We start from the raw sequence: 19580 nt of genomic DNA on the forward strand, positions 1-19580 counted from the left end.
GTGCATGGTCGAATAGAGCAGACGGTTTTTATTTTCCACAAAAATAAAACCAAAGGAGGAGTCACATTATGGCTCGCTATACAGGTCCATCTTGGAAACTGTCCCGCCGTCTAGGAATCTCTCTTAGCGGTACAGGAAAAGAATTAGAAAAACGCCCTTACGCTCCAGGTCCACACGGCCCAGGACAACGTAAAAAATTATCAGAATACGGTTTGCAATTGCAAGAAAAGCAAAAGCTTCGTCACATGTACGGTGTAAACGAACGTCAATTCCGCACTTTGTTTGACAAAGCTGGCAAACTAGCTGGTAAACACGGTGAAAACTTCATGATTCTTTTAGATTCTCGTCTTGATAACGTTGTGTACAAGCTAGGTTTAGCACGTACTCGCCGTCAAGCTCGCCAATTGGTTAACCACGGTCACATTCTTGTAGACGGAAGCCGCGTTGACATCCCGTCTTACCTAGTGAAACCTGGTCAAACAATCGGTGTTCGCGAAAAATCAAGAAACCTTTCTATCATCAAAGAATCTGTTGAAGTGAACAACTTCGTTCCTGAATACCTTACTTTCGACGCTGAAAAGCTTGAAGGTACTTTCACTCGTCTTCCTGAGCGTTCTGAACTTGCTCCGGAAATTAACGAAGCGCTTATCGTTGAGTTCTACTCTCGTTAATCGTTTTAAAAACCCCTGCCGCTATGCGGTCGGGGTTTTTTTATCGGCTTTCGCCTCTTGCTGGCCAACACTATCTTGCGCCTGCTGCTCCCAATGATCCCGCTGCAGCCGTTCTTTTGCAATCGTACACATGAGATTCACGCTTTAGCGCTCCTTTCATTTAAAAGGTGGTGATTGGTCGTGTTTGCCCTATCTAATATACTCTTTTCCTTTCATTCCTATGCGGTAAACAAAAAGATCCTTTGCCTTCAGTGGCAAAGGATCTTTTTCTTATTTATACGTCACAAGGAAGTATTTTTTCTTCCCGCGGCGCAGAACAGTAAATTGGTTTTCGATGCGGTCTTCACCTGATAGGGTATAATTTATTTCCGTCTGGCGTTCACCGTTAATGTAAACAGCTCCGTTTTGGATGTCTTCACGCGCTTGGCGTTTAGAAGGAGATAATTTAGATTGCACCAACACATCTACAAGTGAAAGCTCTTGGGTGCTGTCAACTTCCATAGAAGGAACATCTTTAAAGCCTACTTTTACGTCTTGAGCAGAAAGCTCTTTAATATTGCCGCTGAACAGCGCTTGGGAGATGTTGATGGCTTGCTCCAGCGCCTCGCGTCCGTGAACAAGTGATGTCACTTCTTCTGCCAGGCGTTTTTGCGCTTCACGTTTTTCTGGCGCCGTTTCTGTTTTTTCAGCGTATGCTTCAATTTCCTCTTTTGAAAGGAACGTGAAGTATTTCAAGTATTTGACAACGTCACGGTCGTCTGTGTTGATCCAGAATTGATAGAATTCATATGGCGATGTTTTTTCTTTATCAAGCCAGATCGCGCCGCCTTCCGTTTTTCCGAACTTCGTGCCGTCTGCTTTTGTGACAAGCGGAATCGTTAGGCCAAACGCTTTTGCTCCTTCTTCTTCTGATTTTCTGATCAGTTCAAGACCCGCTGTGATGTTGCCCCACTGATCGCTTCCGCCGATTTGCAGTTTACAGTTTTTGTCTCTGTAAAGATTTAAGAAATCATAAGATTGAAGAATCATGTAGCTGAATTCCGTGTACGAGATGCCGGATTCAATTCTTGAGCTGACCGTATCTTTTGCCAGCATGTAATTGATGCCGAAATTTTTACCAACGTCACGAAGGAAATCGATCACATTCATTTTGCCGATCCAGTCAAAGTTGTTCGCGATGACAGCTGGGTTTTCTGCTGCTTCAAAATCTAGAAATCTGGACAGCTGGTTTTTGATTTTTTGGGACCATTCGGATACGATGTCAGCAGTGTTTAATGTACGCTCTGCTTTTTTTCCGCTTGGATCACCGATGAGGCCCGTCGCGCCGCCCACAAGCGCAATCGGATGATGCCCTGCAAGCTGAAAACGGCGAAGTGTTAAAATAGGCAGCAGGTGTCCGATATGCAAGCTGTCTGCTGTAGGGTCAAAGCCTGAGTACAAGCGGATTTTTTCTTCATTCAGCTGTTTATTTAACCCTTCTTCATCTGTCATTTGCTGAATCAATCCGCGGAAGGATAAGTCTTCAAGTAAGTTAGTCATAAGATAAAGCTCCTTTTTTAATTAAAATAAAAAACGCCCCTTCGTTTACACGAAGGGACGATTGATTATCGCGGTACCACCCTACTAATAAGAGAATGCAAACATTCGTCTTATCACTTTGCCTGATAACGGATCAGGTCCGTTCTTTCACTACTGAAAGCCTGGCCGGCTTTGTTTGCAAAAGCGGTTCATGAGTGTATTCGATATATCCGTCTGTGCTGATTTTCACCGGCCATCAGCTCTCTGGAACGTAAGGATATTCTACTTGTCTCAATCTTTACCTTTTCATATGAAGCTATATCATTTTTAACATAAATAAAATCCTGTGTCAACGCCGCCTTTTAATCCTCCATTGTTGACAGATCTCCAGCCGGCAGATTAAGCTCCCATGCCTTCAGCACGCGCCTCATGATCTTTCCGCTTCTGGTTTTCGGAAGCTTATCTTTAAATTCGATCTCACGCGGAGCCGCATGGGCTGCAAGACCCTGCTTTACAAATAGGCGGATCTCTTCTTTCAGTTTATCAGACGGCTCAAATCCTTCCCTGAGTGCAATAAAGGCTTTAATGATTTCTCCACGCACCGGGTCAGGCTTTCCGATAACGCCTGCTTCTGCAATAGCCGGATGTTCGACAAGCTTGCTTTCCACTTCAAATGGGCCGACGCGCTCACCGGAGGTCATGATGACGTCATCAACTCTGCCTTGGAACCAAAAGTATCCCTCTTCATCCATGTAAGCAGAATCCCCAGACACATACCAGCCGCCCGGCATGAAATACGATTCATACTTTTCAGGGTTATTCCAAATGGTATGCATCATGGAAGGCCAGCCCTTTTTGATGGCGAGATTGCCCATTCGGTACGGCGGTAGCTCGTTGCCTTGATTGTCAACGATCGCTGCCTCCACTCCTGGAATCGGCTTACCCATTGAACCCGGTTTAATATCCATGCAAGGATAGTTGCAGATGAGCTGACTGCCCGTTTCGGTCATCCACCAGGTATCATGGATTCGTTTGTTAAAAACTTTATGTCCCCATCTGATGACTTCCGGATTTAGCGGCTCACCGACACTGAGCACATGCCGGAGTGAAGTTAGATCATATTTCGCAGTCATTTCATCTCCCGCTCCCATCAGCATCCGAAAAGCTGTCGGCGCGCTGTACCAGACATTGACGCCAAGCTGTTCAATCGTTCCATACCAGCTTTCCGGGCTGAAACGTCCGCCGACGATGACATTTGTCGCTCCGTTCAGCCACGGTGCAAAAATGCCGTATACCGTACCTGTCACCCAGCCTGGATCAGCCGTGCACCAATAAATGTCTTCTTCCTTTAAATCAAGGACCCACTTTCCTGTTTGATATTGCTGAATCATCGCTTCATGGACATGCAACACGCCCTTTGGCGTACCAGTGGAACCTGATGTATAGTGAAGCAGAAAGCCGTCTTTTTTATCCATCCATTCGATATCCAATCTTGTGCTTTCCTGTTTCGCTGCTTCATCATAATTGATGATATTCGTGCCGCTCTCAGCCTCTCCCCCGACTACGAAGACATGCTGCAAGTGAGGCAGTTTGTCTACCGGTATTCTCTCCAGCAGCTCAGGCGTTGTGACAACAACCTTTGCCTCACTGTTTTCAAGCCGGTCTTTCACCGCTCCCTCCATAAATGCTTCGAACAGCGGCCCGGCGATGGCGCCAATTTTGATTGCGCCAAGCATAATAAAATAAAGCTCGGGTGATCTCGGCATAAAAATAAAAACGCGGTCCCCTTTTTCCACATTTCCATACCGTCTCAGCACATTCCCGGCTCTGTTTGATTCTTCCTTCATTTCTTTAAATGTGTATTTTTCATCCCTTTTTGCGTCTTTATAATAAAGCGCTACTTTGTTTTTTCGAAACGATTCGGCATGGCGGTCAATCGCTTCATACGCCGCATTCAGTTTCCCTGTCTCATGCCAAGAGAAATGTTTCTCTGCCTCGGCCCAATCAAAATGCCGGTACGTTTCTTCATAGTTTTTTAAGTTATGATCCCCCTCTATTGCTGGTAACGCTTTCAAGTTCATGCCCAAACATCCCCCTTTGCTGAAGTTGTCACAATTATTATAGTATATATTCATATTCTTCTCAATTTTTAAAATATAAACCATGTTGAAAACGCTTTATAATTTGGTATTCTTAAAGAAGGCATGTATTTTTGATAAGAATTGATGGGACGGTGAATTAGTGGAACATCATAAAACATACCATTCAGCAAACATCAAAACAGCAACCGGCTCTTTACTGATAGAAGGGCCTGTCTCTCCAGAGGATTTGGCAGGTTATGAGTTTCATAAAGATTTAACCGCATTTCGCCCGCCTCGCGAGCAGCATGAAGCGCTAGTCGACATTGCAGGCCTTCCCGAAGGGCGCATTATTATTGCCAGAGACGGCCGAACCATTGTCGGCTATGTCACGTATTTATATCCTGACCCGCTCGAAAGATGGTCTGAAGGAAATATGGAGGATTTGATTGAGCTCGGAGCCATCGAAGTAGCGCCGGACTATCGGGGATGCGCTGTCGGAAAGACGCTCCTGACCGTCAGCATGATGGATGAACAAATGGAAAACTACATTGTGATGACGACAGAATATTACTGGCATTGGGATTTAAAAGGGATGAAAAAAGATGTGTGGGAATACAGAAAGATCATGGAAAAGATGATGAATGCAGGCGGATTGGTCTGGTTTGCAACGGATGAGCCGGAGATCAGCTCCCACCCTGCAAACTGTCTGATGGCCCGCATTGGAAAAAACGTCAGCCAAGAATCAATTGAGCAATTTGACAGGCTCCGTTTTTATCATCGTTATATGTATTAACTGACACTGACAAAGGGGAAAAAATAATGATTGTTGAGCAAATCATGAAAAGAGATGTCATTACATTAACGAAGACGGATACGCTTGAAACAGCAATATGCAAACTGAAGGAATTCCATATCAGGCATCTGCCTGTTGTAGATGAAGAACGACACGTGATCGGCATGATTACAGACAGGGACATGAAACAGGCCAGCCCGAGTATTTTTGAAGAAAACAAACGAAGCCTATTTCTCACACGAAGCGTAGATTCAATTATGAAAAAGGATGTTGTCTGCGCCCATCCGTTAGATTTTGTCGAAGAAATATCAGCCGTGTTCTACGAGCATGGCATCGGCTGCCTTCCAGTGGTACACCATCAAAAATTAATAGGCATTTTAACAAAAACCGATTTGCTGCGGACGTTTGTTAAATTGACAGGCGCTGACCAGCCGGGCTCGCAAATTGAGATAAAAGTAAACGACATCACCAAAAGCCTCGCTGAGATCAGCAGTCTTTGCCAAGACCTTCAAGTCAAAATATTAAGCGTGCTTGTTTATCCGCATGACGATCCCGGTGTAAAAGTCCTTGTCTTCCGTGTAAAAACGATGAATCCGCTGCCGTTTTTGCAGGCATTACAAAGAAATGGACACCACGTCGTATGGCCGTCAGAGCAAAGGGATCTGCTATGAGAGACAGTGTATTTATCTATTCTCCATCCTACCAAACCTATATGTTTCATCAGGAGCATCCCTTTAATCAGCAGCGGGTTCTGTTAACATATGATTTGCTTAAGACGATCAATGCCTTTGATGATGGAGACATTGTCACCCCCAGACTCGCTTCAGAAGAGGAGCTTTCCCTTGTCCACACGGACGATTACATTCAGGCCGTAAAGCTTGCGGGCGCCGGAAAGCTTCCCGCTGAAGAAGGAGAAAGCTACGGGCTCGGCACTGAAGACACACCCGTCTTTGCCGGCATGCACGAAGCGGCATCACTCTTGGTCGGCGGCACTTTAACGGCCGCAGACTGGGTCATGTCAGGACAAGCCCTGCATGCGGCAAACCTTGGCGGAGGGCTTCATCACGGCTTTCGCGGGAGAGCATCAGGATTCTGCATATACAACGACAGCGCTGTGGCTATTCAATATATCCAGAAAAAATATAGCGCCAGAGTGCTTTATATTGATACGGACGCCCACCACGGGGACGGTGTGCAATTTACATTTTACGATAATCCTGACGTATGCACGCTGTCCATTCATGAAACAGGAAGGTATTTATTCCCTGGAACCGGTCAGATCCAAGAAAAAGGCAGCGGAAAAGGATATGGCTATTCCTTTAATATTCCGCTTGACGCTTTTACAGAGGATGATTCTTTTCTTGAGGCTTACCGGACAGCAGCTTCAGAAGTCGCCGCGTATTTCGAGCCCGATGTCATTATCAGCCAAAACGGCGCCGATGCCCATTACTACGACCCGCTGACGCATTTATCAGCAACAATCAATATATACGAAGAAATCCCCCGTCTTGCACATACTTTGGCTCATCAATATTGCGGAGGGAAATGGATTGCAGTCGGAGGCGGCGGATATGATATTTGGCGTGTCGTGCCCCGCGCCTGGGCCAGAATATGGCTTGAAATGAAGGGAATTGACCCGGGTCACGAGATCCCGCCGGAATGGATTGCTAAATGGCAAAAACAATGCCCCGTGGCCCTTCCGTCGAGCTGGAGCGATCCGGCTGATTTATATCCTCCGATTCCCCGCAAGCCTGAAATTACAGAAAAAAATGCCCAAACTGTCAGCAAAGCATTATATGCGATACGTTCTGAACAGCAAAGAACAAAGTAAAAAACGACCTTTACGAAGAGGTCGTTTTTGATTTTTTAATCACTATTTCCACACGCCGATTTTCCTTCATGTGTTCATTTGTCTTGTTATCCTTTACTGGCTTTGTATCCGCATAACCGACAGCAATAAAGCGCTTGGAGGGAAGCTTCTCTTTAGACGTGAAGTATTGAATAACCCCACTTGCCCGTGCTGCTGATAGCTCCCAGTTCGACGGGTATCGGTATGTCGAAATGTTTCGGCTGTCTGTATGCCCCTCCACCTGAATGTCATTTGGAATGGTTTGAAGAAGAACGGCAATTTGGTGAAGAAGTGTTTCGGCATTTTTCAGCACCTTTGCCTCACCTGTATCAAACAGCACAGCCTCCTGAAGAACGAGCACGACACCGCGTTCATCCCGTTTGGCTGTCATTTGGGCCTTCAAATGATTGTCTTTTATATATGTATTTACTTTCTTGAGAAGCTGATCCTGCTGATCCTCTTGCTTCTTCGTATCAGATGGGGATGTATTCTTTTTTTCTATGGATGTTTGGTCCGGCTGAAGCCCGTTGCCTTCCTTCTGGATCGAGTCCACTGCCGCTTTAAATTTTTGCAGATCAATTTGGGACATCGAAAAGAGTAAAATAAAGAACACAAGGATCAAGGTGATCAAATCTGTAAAGGTTACCATCCAGCTGGATGAAGATTGACTGTTTTTTCCGCTTCCATTCCTTCTTTCAAAACGTTCTCTTCTAAGCTTCATGTACAGATCCCTTTTTTGTTTTTACTTGTTTTGGCTGCTTCTGCCATTCTTCCCGTGAGCTGAAAACGACCAGCTGGCTTTCAAGGTTGCGCGGGTTTTTTCCGGATTGAACACCGATAATCCCTTCCACCATTACCTGCTTGATGAAAATTTCACTTTCTGTTTTCTCTTCAAGCTTAGCCGCGATCGGGTTGAAGACCATATTTGCCAGTAATGAACCATATAAAGTCGTCAGAAGCGCAATGGCCATGTTTGGTCCGAGCATATGCGGGTCGTTTAAGTTTTTGAGCATCAGCACAAGCCCGACGAGTGTTCCGATCATTCCCCACGCCGGAGCGAATTCTCCCGCTTTTTCAAAAACTCGCCGCCCTTTTCGGTGCCGTTCCTCCATTGCTGCGATTTCTGAATCCATGACGAGCCGAATCGTTTCTTCATCCCAGCCATCAATGGCTAAAAGCAGCCCTTTTTTCAAGAATGGATCTTTGATTTCCCGAGCCTGATCATCCAATGATAAAAGCCCGTGTTTTCGCGCGTGATCGGAAAGGGAAACAAAGGTTTTCACAAGATCTTTCACATTGTCTTCCTGGCGGATGAATGCCTGCTTTAACACAGAGGGCGCTTTTTTCAGCTCTCTTGGCGGAAAACTGATAAAAACAGCGGCGCAAAGTCCCCCTGTTACGATGAAGAAAGAGGTCAGATCAAGAAAAGAGCGGAAACCGCTTACTCCCGATCCTGAAATAATCCCGATAACAATAATAATCGTTCCTAACACAAATCCAACAGGTGTAAGATAATCAAAACGTTTCATCATTTCTCCCCATGAAAAAAGCAAGAATTCACCATAAAGGTGAAGCTTGCTCTTTGTTTTTCTTATGACTTGGTTGACTTTCTAAGCTCTATACGGTGCGGCAGTTCGACGATATGCTCTTCAACCGGCTCTTTATTCATGAGCTTCGTCAGCAGTCTCATCGCAACGGCGCCGATATCATATGTCGGCTGAACAACTGTTGAAAGCTGAGGACGAACCATGAGGCTTAATCTTGTATTATCAAAACCGATAATGTCGAGATCCTCCGGAATGGATAAGCCCTGATCCTGAGCGGCATGGATAATGCCGAGTGCCATTTCATCAGTTGCAGAAAGAATGGCTGTCGGCTTTTTATCCAGGCTCATCAGATGCTGCAGTGCTTCGAGTCCGGAATCATATGTGTAATCCCCTTCAGCTACAAATTGTTCATTAAACGGAAGGTTCGCTTCTTCAAGCGCACGTTTGTAGCCTTGGAGTTTTTTCGAACGGTTGATCGGTTCTGCCATTGGTCCGGAAACGAACGCGATGTCTGTATGTCCTTTATCAACCAAAAGCTTCACGGCATCATAAATCGCCTGTTCGTAATCGATAGCGACTGACGGTGTTTCCTCCTGCTCTTCTACAGAAGCGGCAAGTACAATCGGCACTGGAGAACGCTTAAATTCCGCCACATGCTCGTCCGTAATGTTTCCGCCCATAAACACGATGCCGTCCACTTGTTTGCCGAGCATTGTGTTTAACAAGTGCAGCTCTTTCTCCATGTTTTGGTCAGAGTTGCTCAAAATAATATTGTATTTATACATTGTCGCGATATCTTCAATTCCGCGCGCAAGCTCTGAATAGAAAATGCTTGAGATATCGGGAATGATGACACCTACAGTTGTTGTTTTTTTACTTGCCAGCCCTCTTGCCACCGCGTTTGGACGGTAACCGAGACGTTCAATGGCTTCCAAGACTTTTTTTCTCGTTGTCGGTTTTACATTCGGGTTGCCGTTCACGACACGGGAAACGGTTGCCATGCTTACATTAGCTTCTCTCGCTACATCGTAGATCGTAATATTGCTCATCCTAAAACCACTCCTTTTACTGGATACACTTATCCTTATCTATAGCATAAACACTTTATGTAGAGAAATGTCATAATGTCCGAATTTATGTCGTTTATGATTTGTAAGCGTAAGTCAGTAGTGTACATTATTTTTCATTATTCATCAAATTTAATTACTTCTCATGAAATTATACACGTTTTTATAGATGATGAAAACGTATACTTGGTTTTTATAACTAAATAAACGAGAAAGCATAAAAAAAGGCCGCAGGCGCGGCCTTTTGGATTGTTCAATTAAGCGTTGACTTTCACCATTGGCTTCAGTTCATTCAGCCATTTTTCGAATTCAGGAATCGCCATTTGCTGAGCAGAGTCAGAAAGTGCGACTGACGGATCAGGGTGAACCTCAGCCATTACGCCATCAGCACCGATCGCTAAAGCGGCTTTAGCTGTCGGAAGCAAGAGGTCACGGCGGCCTGTTGAATGCGTAACATCAACAAAGACTGGCAAATGCGTTTCTTGTTTCAAAATCGGCACAGCTGAAATATCCAGCGTGTTTCTCGTTGCTGTTTCATATGTTCTGATTCCGCGCTCACAAAGGATAATTTGGTCATTTCCTTGTGACATGATGTATTCAGCAGCATTGATGAATTCAGAGATCGTTGCAGCAAGACCGCGCTTCAGAAGCACTGGCTTTTTCACGGCGCCGGCCGCTTTCAGCAATTCGAAGTTTTGCATATTGCGCGCTCCGATTTGAATGACATCAATGTAGTCCAGCGCTTCTTCGATATGAGCCGGAGTTACGATTTCACTGATAACCGCCAGATCAAATTCATCCGCTACACGTTTTAAAATTTGAAGGCCTTCAACACCAAGCCCTTGGAAATCGTATGGGCTCGTACGAGGCTTAAAGGCTCCACCGCGCAAAATTTTAATCCCTTGTTTTTTCGCAGCTGCAGCGACTTCAGCTACCTGCTCATAGCTCTCTACCGCACATGGGCCGACAATGAATCTTTGCTGGCCGTCTCCGATTTTTTCGCCTTTGATATCAACAATTGTATCTTCAGGTTTTTTCTTGCGGGAGACAAGCAGCGCTTTGCTGTGATCTTCTTCCTGAAGCTCTAAACCGGCTTTGAATATCTCTTTAAAAATGTGCTGGATGGTTGAATTTTCGAACGGCCCGTCATTGTTTTCAATGATATTGTTCAACATTGTGCGTTCTCTGACAGGGTCAAATCGGTTGACACCCTGTGCTTCCTTCGCTTTACCGATCTCTTTTACAACATTTCCGCGTTCGTTGATTAGTTTTAAAATTTGTAGGTTTAATTCGTCTGCTTTCTGCCTTAAAAGCTCTAACTCTGTGTTGCTCATTTTTTTCATCCTTTCCCTGCACATTCATTTTTTATTTTGTAGTTATCATGCATCTTACTATAAGTAATTCCAAATGGAAATACTGAAATACAAAAAATTTTATAAAAACTCTACTTTATCACCCAAACGCTTTTAAGTGATAAAGTAATCTATGAAGCTATCCTACATGATGTGAGGGCAATGTTCAAGGGTTTTTTACAAAAAAAAACGCCAGATGATATCTGGACGCTTTTTTCTATGACAAATGCTGCTCAATAGCGGCTTCTGTAATTTGTGAATGTGAGGTATGCCATTTCACTTCACCGTTCTGGATGATGAATATCTGAGGGCTTTCATGCTTGACCTCATATGTTTCTGCAATGAAATTTGACAGCGGCCGGGCTTCTTGTACTTGAAGATAGTAAGCCGGCACATCCTCATGCTGATTTGCAAAGGCATCAAACTCATGAAATGCTGCCTGGCTGATCGGGCATGTGGTGCTGTGTTTAAAGAAGACGAAAACGCCTTCCTGTTCTGCAATCCGTTTAAATTCTTCCTCAGATTGAATAAGCTGTTTAGCCATGACTCAAGCTCTTCCTTCCCTGCTCAGCGATTCAACTGCTCAGCCTGTTTTTGTGCATCTTTCAGTTCGTCTTTTACATCTTCTTTCGTCTGGAGGACTTGATCTTTTGTTTCATCAGCTGCCTGCATCGCTTCTTCCCTCATATCTTGCATTGCAGTCGATGAATCCGTTTTGTCAGATTTGGAACGGTCTCTTAAATCCTTTACCTTGTTCATGATCTGCCCAGACTGATCCGCTACAAGCTGTGTGATGTTGGAAGTTTTGTCTTTTGCGATGCTGACATATTGCGTGCCTTTTTCCTTCGCATCTGCCGTCATTTTATCAGTTTTGTCCCGTAAAGCAACAGCTTGGCTGCCAAGATCGTCGCGAAGTTCTTTGCCTGATTTAGGCGCTAGAAAAAGAGCTGTAGTGGCACCGATGATTCCCCCGATTAAAGTTCCGATTAAAAAATCTTTACTATTAATTCCATCTTTGCTCATCATTATTCCTCCTCTTAGTATTTTTTTCTCTTACAGGGCTGATTTTTTCTTTTGCTTCCATTTCTCCCAAATTTCCATTGCTGCTTGACTCCATGTGACAACTTGATTGATCTTATCTTGATTTTCTCTAACTGATGCCGATACAGACCCTGCCGCTTGTTTCATGGATGTATTGAACTGCTGTACAGAAGCTCCCACTCCTTGAACAGCATGAACGACCGTGTTCAGCTTTTCTGATTTTTCCTGAATATCTTCAGCCAGGCGGTTGGTCTTATGTAAAAGCTCGGCTGTTTCAGTTGTGATGCCCTTCATTTGTCCCTCCAGCCCTTCAAGAGTGGATGCGACGTTTTTTAGTGTCAGCTGCAATGACTTCAATGTTTTAGACAAGTAGATCACTAATACGAGAAATGCAACTGCGATGAGTGCAACGCTCAAATAAAGAATAATAATCATCTCAAACCTCCTTGCTGCAGGATATACTGCTGTTTACCCGTTTTCTTCAATCATAAACATGTGTACTGGGCTGTATACATACTATTCTCCGTTATGTAAGAAAATCCTTTAATAAGCTTTCCCATCAGATAAATAAAAAGCAGTGAGATCACTGCTTTTTATTATGCCATGACGTTTTCGTAGGCTCTCATATATTTTTGGATATCTCCTGCTCCCATGAAGATGAGAACGGCTTTATCATGAGCTTTTAAAACAGATGTGTCATCTTCTTCAATCAGCTTGGCATTATGAATTTTTCCCTGGAGATCACCGATCGTCAGCTTTCCGGCATTCTCACGGGCTGAGCCGAAAATATCGCATAAATACACACAGTCGGCGCCGCTCAGGCTTTCTGCAAATTCGTCAAGGAACTGCTGCGTCCGTGTAAATGTATGAGGCTGGAATACCGCGACAATTTCCCGATCAGGATACTTCTGTCTTGCCGCCTCGATTGTCACTTTTATTTCTGTCGGATGATGGGCATAGTCATCAATCAGCACTTGATCCCCAAGCTGCTTCTCATTGAATCTGCGTTTGACGCCCCCAAAGGATTTGAGAGCATGCTTAATGATGCTGGAATCAATTTCTTCATAATGGCATAACGCAATGACCGCCAATGAGTTTAATACATTGTGGTGGCCGTACGCAGGAATATAAAACGTATCATAGAACGTATTGCGGACAAAGACATCAAAAGTTGTCCCTTCCGTGCTTTTTACGATGTTTCTCGCTTGAAAATCATTTTCTTCCCCCGTGCCATAATACACAACCGGGACGTTCGCATGGATTTTCGGCAGATGCTCGTCGTCTCCGCAGGCAATAATGCCTTTGTTGACTTGAAGAGCCATCTCTTGGAAAGCGTCAAATACATCGTCAATGCTTGAGAAGTAATCAGGGTGATCAAAATCAATATTCGTCATAATCGCGTAATCTGGCTGATAGCTTAAGAAATGGCGGCGGTATTCGCACGCTTCAAACACAAAGTATTCGCTGTTTTCATTTCCCTGGCCTGTTCCGTCTCCGATTAAGAAAGACGTCGGTTTTGCGTTTTGGATCACGTGAGCCAGCAGACCCGTAGTCGACGTTTTGCCGTGTGCGCCCGTAACGGCAACACTCGTGAATTTTTTCATGTAGTCGCCTAAAAACTTATGATAACGTATCACCGGAATTCCCTCAGACATCGCTTTTTCTATTTCAGGATGCGTGTCTGGGAATGCGTTTCCGGCGATGACTGTCATGCCGGGTTTAATATTCTCCGCGCTAAAAGGAAGAACCGTAATATTTCTTTTTTCAAGCGCTGTTTGCGTAAAAATAAATTTTTCGATATCCGATCCTTGGACAGTATATCCATTATCATGAAGTATTTGGGCAAGCGGACTCATACCGGTCCCTTTTATTCCAACAAAATGATAAACAGTCATAATTGTACCTCCAACAAACGTCTATCTGTTCCCCAGTATATGACGCTCATTTCAATTTGCGACCGCGGCGGCTGAAAAGCCTCCCTTAGCGGCGTATTTTATATGTTTTGTTATGTTTAGTATCAGGTTATTTCTTTCCGATTAAACCCAGATATCAAGATTTGTCTATGCACAGCTGCTGTAAAGCGGCATAGCTGTTAAATGCTCTAAACACTATCATACCATGTTTGGTGTGAAAATGAACCCATATTATTCGTTTATTAAATCACTTGCTGTGATCAGCACCTCCCGAGGCTTGCTTCCTTTTGCCTCAGAGATCATGCCTTCCGCTTCCATCATGTCGATCAGCCTTGCCGCACGATTGTAACCGATTCTGAATCTTCTTTGCAGGCTTGAAGTGCTCGCACTGTTTTGCTCTACAACAAACTCACACGCTTCGTAAAACAGTTCGTCCTCTTCTTTCAGGGCAGATCCTTGTCTTACGAGCTCTTCTTGTTCAAATAAATAGGTCGGCGGCATTTGGCTTCTGACGTGGGAAACGACGCGGTCGATTTCCCGGTCTGACACAAAGTTACCTTGCAGACGAACCGGTTTTCCCGATCCGTTTTCCAAAAAGAGCATATCCCCTTTTCCGAGAAGCTTTTCTGCACCGGCTATGTCGATAATTGTTCGGGAATCAACCTGGCTTGAAACAGAAAAGGCGATTCTCGTTGGGATATTCGCCTTAATCAGACCTGTAATGACATCGACTGACGGACGCTGAGTTGCGACGAGAAGATGGATACCGCACGCTCTGGCTTTTTGGGCGATCCGCGCAATGCTTTCTTCCACATCGTTTGGAGCCACCATCATCAAATCTGCAAGCTCATCAATAATGACAACTAAATATGGCAGCTTTTCACCCATTTGGTGTTCAGCGGTTAATTGATTAAAGCGGTCAATATCGCGGACACCTGAATGGGCAAAAAGCTCATAGCGGCGCTCCATTTCCTCAACGACCCATTTCAAAGCAGCTGTAGCCGCTTTGGCGTCAGTAATGACCGGGCTGACGAGGTGAGGAATTTTATTGTAAGGGGCCAGCTCTACCATTTTCGGATCAATCAGCAGCACCTTTACCTCACTCGGGTCAGCTTTATAAAGCAGGCTGACTAATATTGTATTGATGCATACGCTTTTTCCGGAGCCTGTAGCACCGGCAATCAAGCCATGCGGCATTTTCTTCAAGTCGATAACAACAGGATTTCCTGAAATATCTAATCCCAGCGCAGCTGTGAGCGGTGACTTGCTTGTCCTGAAAGCTGAGCTGCGAATCATTTGGCGCAAATCAACCACCTTGCTCGTGCGGTTCGGCACTTCAATTCCGATCGTGTTTTTCCCCGGAATCGGCGCTTCAATCCGAATATCTCTCGCTGAGAGACTGAGTTTAATATCATCGGACAAGTTGGTGATTTTATTCACCTTTACACCTGGTTCAGGATGCACTTCAAATCTCGTGACAGACGGACCCTGGGTTACATGGACCACATTGGCGCGGACATTGAAGTTTTTCAAGGTTAAATCAAGAAGCTGACGCTGTTCTTCGATCCACGCAGTATCATCTTGAACCTGCGCTGGCGGGACATCAAGCAGTGCAACATTCGGAAATACATAGCTGCCGCGGCGCTCCTCTGCTTTTTGCTGTTTATGCGTATCTCTTTTCAGCATCATCACATTAAAAGGAACGGATGGCCCTTTTTGAGAAGATGCGCTTTGTTCAGTCCTTTTCTCCTGTACACCAGGCCTTTTTTTCGGCTCTTCTGAAGCTTCGCGAGGTTTGTCTGCGCGAATTCCCTGCCGGTTTTCAAGAGTTGCAGTAAACGATTTGGAACCCTGCTCCATGTGTTCAGTTTTCTCAAGCTCTGTATGGCTGTCTGGCTGAACATCTATCTTCGTTTCCTGAGCCTCTCCCAGGATGTCATAATGATTATTTATTATGCTGTCTGATGGCTCTTCTGATTCTTTTGCCACAGTTTCTGCTTGAGCCAGAGCCTCTGATGAATACTCATGATCAGTAAATAAAGGCTCTTCCTGACGAATGTCCATTTGTTCTTCTTGAACGAACGGGGACTCAGCACCTTCTTCCGCGTTTTCATGATGATTGTATACTGGGCTGTCTGACGGCTCTTTTGCTTTTTCATCCTCAGATATTGCCTCTGTCTGAGATTCAGGAGCTGTTTGCTCTTCATCAAGTTCAGCGGAGAAAACAGGCTCTTCAAATTTCTCTGGCTGCTGCTCCCTTTGTTCTTCCTCAGCCGTTGCAGGCTCTTCGCGGCCTACTTCACTGTCTGAAAGCCCTTCAGCCGCCGTATCTGTGAGCATCTCAGGCGGTGTTTGCTCTTCGGCATGTTCAGCTGGGAAGGAAGGCTCCTCTTCTTCCGGCTGTTGAACGCCTGACTCAAATGGCACTTTGTTACCTGACGGCTCGGCTGGCCTTTTCGCCAGCGCCTCATCATTCTCCGTATCCTTTCTGTTTAAAACGCCAGAAGGCTGTTTTTCAAATTGGGTATCCGGGAAGAAAGGACTTTCTTTTTTGGAATGCGCCTGTGTGTCTGAAGCAGGATAGCCGCGTTCACGTTCGATCTCTTCTGACAGCAGTGTTACCTTCTCTTTTACCGATTTATCCGGTTCGTTCAATGTTTCAGAAGGCTTTTTCGGCACATCCTTTTTAACAGATGGTTTTTGATTGAATCCATAGACAGGCGAAGGGATATTTGTCGGTTTAAACGGTTTCTTCGCCGGCTCTGCTGCTTGATATGTATGCTGCTCTTCTTCATTTCTGGGACGCTCTCTGTAAGGTGCAGCACTTGGACGAGGCGCGGATTTCGGTTCGTCCGATGGTGTGCGGCGCCTTCTCAGGTCATGATTTTTGTATCCGTCAGGCACGACTGGAAAACGGAATTTGCCTTTTGGATATTCATAATATATTTTAGGATCTTCCAATCTTTTTAATTGTCCTTCAGGATGATGTACTTCTTGTTGCTGCGGAATTTGAGCGGGTTTTGTCTCCCGTTCAGCATCCTCTTCGCTTTCGCCTAAAAACAAATCAAAAAATTTATGAAGCCAACTCATAATTTATCTCTAACTCCCTTATAGTTTTCTGGGACGGTTTTTAGTATACCACTGCTGGTCGGCCCAGAAAAGATTAAGCTATCAGCAGAAACAAAGCCGCTAAACAAGGGCTTAGCGGCTTTTCACATGATTCGTTTTTTTTGGCGGATTTATGGGAGTCTAAAACCGAAATGCGTCTCCTGCCTCATAGTCTCCTTCTAACACAAGGATTCCTTTTTCAGCAGGGGCATCCGGCAAATCAAGCTCTTTCGCTGAGCAGATCATCCCGCTTGACGGAACGCCGCGAAGCTCTGCATCCTTAATGACAAGTCCGCTAGGCATCACAGCACCGACTTTGGCAACGACAACTTTTTGGCCTTGGTCAACGTTAGGCGCGCCGCAGACGATCTGAAGCGTTTCTTCTCCTACGTTGACTTTACATACGCTTAATTTATCCGCATTCGGATGTTTTTCTTTTGATTCTACATACCCCACAACAAACTTCGGAGATAAATCAACGACTAATGTTTCTTCAACGCCGTTTCTGTTTAAAATCTCATTCACATCTTGCACGAATGTTTCTGAGAGCGCAACAGGGCCGTTTTCATCAATAGTCAAGTAAGAAGACGCGTTGAAAATGTTGAAGCCCGTTGTTTCTTTTGTTTCGTTATTGAAAATTTTGACGACGTCGCCGTGTTTTTCATAGCCTAATTGTTCGCGTGTCACATCTTGAAGAGAGATCAGGAGCGTGTCTCCCACACCTTCTTTATTATAAAAAGCGTTCATAAGTAAAAATCCTTTCTAATCCTTTTTCGGACGGCTTTTCGCCAGGATAAACACCGGTTCCAGCTTTCCTTCATTGTACAAAAATGAAAGGGCGGTAATCGGGACGGTGCCGCCTGCAAAGAAGCTCATCGACATTTGTCCTAGAATATCATACCCCGATTCATTCCGGATGTCAGCAAGAATCAAAACGTCCTGATGAGGAACAGAGATCGCCAGCTCCCCTTCTGCATGCTGCTTATACTCATTTAAGATCGCTTCGTTCAAAATCCGGCTTGCGTCGTATCCGTCGTTTGCCCTGAAGAAATAAAAGTAATTGCCGGCAACCGTATCTTCTTTGACAACCGTCGGCAGGGAACGGAGATTAAATGCGGCCGTCTCTCTGATCCGCTCTTTTGTCCAGTTTTCTTTCTCAAGCATGCGCTGGTCAATTAAACGGTAGGTTTTCCCGAGATCAAGCGCGTAATAAATTCTTGTCTCTGCGGTATGATCGTCATAAATGAGCGGGATATCTTCACTGGACTTGTCCGGGAAGGAAGTCGAGCGGATGACCGGATAAATGCGAGTTTCTTTCCCGGTCATTTCCTGAGCCTTCCCTTCCATTGCCGTCATCGCTTCAGAGACATAGTACACGATCTCATCAATGGCTTCGTCTTTTTTCAGTTCCCATTTTGCAATAATCGGCGGCAAATCGAGTGTAATCCCTTTTTTAGTCGTTTGATCCTCAACACGGAGGGTGTCTTTTTCTCTGTCAAACAGAAAGGAGCGATTCTCGTGCTGAAGGCGCTGTTTCAGTATATCTGACAGCTTCCTTGAGGTCATTTTCAAACCGATGTCCTCCTTTACGCTTTAGCGAGAGAGTCTGTTAAAAACTGTTCAATTTCTTCTTTTGTTTTGCGGTCTTTGCTCACAAAACGATTTACTTCTTTTCCTTCATTAAACACCACAAAGCTTGGGATTCCGTAAATTTCCCACTCTGCACATGTATCAATGAATTTGTCACGGTCTACGTAGTAGTAGGTGAATTCAGGGAAATTCGCTTCCAATTCAGGCAGGAAAGGCTCTACAAAACGGCAATCCGGGCACCAATCGGCTGAAAACATAAATACAGACCAATCATCCTTTACCGCTTTTTCCAGCTCTTGAGTTGATTCAATTTTTTTCATTTCATATCCCTCCAGTTGTTTATGTTCTTACATGTTTTTTATCGATACTCGTCCATTTGGATCATACCAAACTGCTTGAGGCAAAACCACTTATATGCAACGAATGAATATGTAAGATTGGCTTTCCCATTATCATTATCATATTTTATTTGCATTATCAAGCTCGTTTCGTTTAACATCGTGTACATGAGGGTAAAATTTACAGATGGACATACATAAGGAGGGATTTTTATATGGAGTTTATCGTCTATTTAGCAGGAGAAATCCACAGCAATTGGCGCGAGGAAATTAAAGAAAAAACAAAATCACTGAAGCTCCCTATTACGTTTGTTGGCCCGATGGAGAATCATGACCGCTCAGACAATATTGGTGAAGAAATTATGGGCGTACAGCCAAATGCCGTTTTAAAGGATGACAAAGCCTCTGACATCAACAACTTCAGAACCGCCGTCCTGATGAATAAAGCAGACTTTGTGATCGCCCTGTTTGGCGAAAAGTACAAACAGTGGAACACGGCAATGGATGCATCATATGCGATCGCAAAAGGAAAACCCCTGATTATCATCCGGCCAGAATCGCTCCACCATCCTTTAAAAGAGCTTTCCAATAAAGCGAATATTACGGTTGAAACCGTTAACCAAGCTATTAAGGCCCTTTCCTATCTATTTGAAACAGAATAAGAAAAAAGCTTGTCGATCCGGGCTTACTGCTCGTTCAACAAGCTTTTATG

General features: G+C 44.6%; 20 protein-coding genes and 1 other annotated feature. Of the genes, 5 read left to right on the forward strand and 15 right to left on the reverse strand.

Going from position 1 to position 19580, the window contains the following annotated elements; all coding sequences use genetic code 11:
* Nucleotides 1-68: 68 nt before the first annotated feature.
* Nucleotides 69-671 carry a 30S ribosomal protein S4 gene (gene rpsD, locus NSU05_RS14825; RefSeq protein WP_003229304.1) on the forward strand — a complete coding sequence of 201 codons (603 nt, stop codon included), beginning with the start codon at nucleotides 69-71 and terminating at the stop codon, nucleotides 669-671.
* A gap of 270 nt (nucleotides 672-941) precedes the next feature.
* On the opposite strand, the gene tyrS is transcribed toward rpsD, so the two are convergent.
* The gene (gene tyrS, locus NSU05_RS14830; protein WP_003229300.1) at nucleotides 942-2210 is read right to left on the reverse strand and encodes a tyrosine--tRNA ligase; all 1269 of its coding nucleotides are present in this window, start codon (nucleotides 2208-2210) and stop codon (nucleotides 942-944) included.
* A gap of 50 nt (nucleotides 2211-2260) precedes the next feature.
* Nucleotides 2261-2497, reverse strand: a binding site (T-box leader).
* A gap of 54 nt (nucleotides 2498-2551) precedes the next feature.
* Nucleotides 2552-4270, reverse strand: coding sequence for an acetate--CoA ligase (gene acsA / locus NSU05_RS14835; RefSeq protein WP_339204087.1), 1719 nt, complete (start codon nucleotides 4268-4270; stop codon nucleotides 2552-2554).
* Nucleotides 4271-4430: 160 nt separating this feature from the next.
* Here acsA and acuA point away from each other — a divergent pair, with 160 nt between their 5' ends.
* The 3 genes from acuA to NSU05_RS14850 are packed head-to-tail and all read left to right on the forward strand — an operon-like array spanning nucleotide 4431 to nucleotide 6894.
* Nucleotides 4431-5063: an acetoin utilization protein acetyltransferase AcuA gene (acuA, locus tag NSU05_RS14840; RefSeq protein ID WP_003229296.1), complete on the forward strand. Its 633-nt coding sequence runs from the start codon at nucleotides 4431-4433 to the stop codon at nucleotides 5061-5063.
* A 26-nt stretch (nucleotides 5064-5089) separates the two neighbouring features.
* Complete coding sequence (locus NSU05_RS14845; RefSeq protein WP_003229294.1) at nucleotides 5090-5734, forward strand: acetoin utilization AcuB family protein; 645 nt, start codon at nucleotides 5090-5092, stop codon at nucleotides 5732-5734.
* The gene (locus NSU05_RS14850; protein ID WP_015251447.1) at nucleotides 5731-6894 is read left to right on the forward strand and encodes an acetoin utilization protein AcuC; all 1164 of its coding nucleotides are present in this window, start codon (nucleotides 5731-5733) and stop codon (nucleotides 6892-6894) included. The genes NSU05_RS14845 and NSU05_RS14850 overlap by 4 nt, the downstream gene beginning before the upstream one ends.
* Nucleotides 6895-6904: 10 nt before the next feature.
* Here the strand turns inward: NSU05_RS14850 and motS are convergent, their stop codons facing one another.
* The 13 genes from motS to NSU05_RS14915 all read right to left on the reverse strand — a co-directional run bounded on the left by motS (nucleotide 6905) and on the right by NSU05_RS14915 (nucleotide 19005).
* Nucleotides 6905-7633 (reverse strand): flagellar motor protein MotS, encoded by a 729-nt coding sequence (gene motS / locus NSU05_RS14855; protein WP_003229290.1) that lies wholly within the window; start codon nucleotides 7631-7633, stop codon nucleotides 6905-6907.
* A complete protein-coding gene (motP, locus tag NSU05_RS14860; protein WP_014477672.1) occupies nucleotides 7623-8441 on the reverse strand; it encodes a flagellar motor protein MotP in 819 nt (272 codons plus the stop codon). The genes motS and motP overlap by 11 nt, the downstream gene beginning before the upstream one ends.
* Before the next feature lie 62 nt (nucleotides 8442-8503).
* A complete protein-coding gene (gene ccpA / locus NSU05_RS14865) occupies nucleotides 8504-9508 on the reverse strand; it encodes a catabolite control protein A (protein ID WP_003229285.1) in 1005 nt (334 codons plus the stop codon).
* A gap of 275 nt (nucleotides 9509-9783) precedes the next feature.
* The gene (locus NSU05_RS14870; RefSeq protein WP_003223454.1) at nucleotides 9784-10860 is read right to left on the reverse strand and encodes a bifunctional 3-deoxy-7-phosphoheptulonate synthase/chorismate mutase; all 1077 of its coding nucleotides are present in this window, start codon (nucleotides 10858-10860) and stop codon (nucleotides 9784-9786) included.
* 235 nt (nucleotides 10861-11095) lie between these two features.
* Nucleotides 11096-11422 carry a bacillithiol system redox-active protein YtxJ gene (ytxJ, locus tag NSU05_RS14875; RefSeq protein ID WP_038429472.1) on the reverse strand — a complete coding sequence of 109 codons (327 nt, stop codon included), beginning with the start codon at nucleotides 11420-11422 and terminating at the stop codon, nucleotides 11096-11098.
* A 23-nt stretch (nucleotides 11423-11445) separates the two neighbouring features.
* Complete coding sequence (locus NSU05_RS14880) at nucleotides 11446-11901, reverse strand: YtxH domain-containing protein (protein ID WP_004398549.1); 456 nt, start codon at nucleotides 11899-11901, stop codon at nucleotides 11446-11448.
* 30 nt (nucleotides 11902-11931) lie between these two features.
* Nucleotides 11932-12354, reverse strand: coding sequence for a DUF948 domain-containing protein (locus NSU05_RS14885; protein WP_003229276.1), 423 nt, complete (start codon nucleotides 12352-12354; stop codon nucleotides 11932-11934).
* Between the two features lie 161 nt (nucleotides 12355-12515).
* Nucleotides 12516-13814, reverse strand: coding sequence for a UDP-N-acetylmuramate--L-alanine ligase (gene murC / locus NSU05_RS14890; RefSeq protein WP_038429473.1), 1299 nt, complete (start codon nucleotides 13812-13814; stop codon nucleotides 12516-12518).
* 249 nt (nucleotides 13815-14063) lie between these two features.
* Nucleotides 14064-16922 carry a DNA translocase SftA gene (gene sftA, locus NSU05_RS14895; protein ID WP_038429474.1) on the reverse strand — a complete coding sequence of 953 codons (2859 nt, stop codon included), beginning with the start codon at nucleotides 16920-16922 and terminating at the stop codon, nucleotides 14064-14066.
* Nucleotides 16923-17081: 159 nt separating this feature from the next.
* A complete protein-coding gene (gene ytpR / locus NSU05_RS14900; RefSeq protein WP_038429475.1) occupies nucleotides 17082-17687 on the reverse strand; it encodes a YtpR family tRNA-binding protein in 606 nt (201 codons plus the stop codon).
* Nucleotides 17688-17702: 15 nt separating this feature from the next.
* The gene (locus NSU05_RS14905) at nucleotides 17703-18512 is read right to left on the reverse strand and encodes a DUF1444 domain-containing protein (RefSeq protein WP_009967991.1); all 810 of its coding nucleotides are present in this window, start codon (nucleotides 18510-18512) and stop codon (nucleotides 17703-17705) included.
* A gap of 14 nt (nucleotides 18513-18526) precedes the next feature.
* The gene (locus tag NSU05_RS14910; RefSeq protein ID WP_003229265.1) at nucleotides 18527-18850 is read right to left on the reverse strand and encodes a thioredoxin family protein; all 324 of its coding nucleotides are present in this window, start codon (nucleotides 18848-18850) and stop codon (nucleotides 18527-18529) included.
* Between the two features lie 38 nt (nucleotides 18851-18888).
* Complete coding sequence (locus NSU05_RS14915; RefSeq protein ID WP_004399150.1) at nucleotides 18889-19005, reverse strand: hypothetical protein; 117 nt, start codon at nucleotides 19003-19005, stop codon at nucleotides 18889-18891.
* A 78-nt stretch (nucleotides 19006-19083) separates the two neighbouring features.
* On the opposite strand from NSU05_RS14915, the gene NSU05_RS14920 reads away from it, so the two are divergent.
* Entirely contained in the window at nucleotides 19084-19530 is a 447-nt protein-coding gene (locus NSU05_RS14920) for a YtoQ family protein (protein WP_003229263.1), read from the forward strand.
* The last annotated feature ends 50 nt before the right edge of the window (nucleotides 19531-19580 follow it).

The sequence above is a fragment of the Bacillus sp. EU52 genome, from assembly GCF_037964975.1.
Taxonomy (GTDB): Bacteria; Bacillota; Bacilli; order Bacillales; family Bacillaceae; genus Bacillus; species Bacillus subtilis.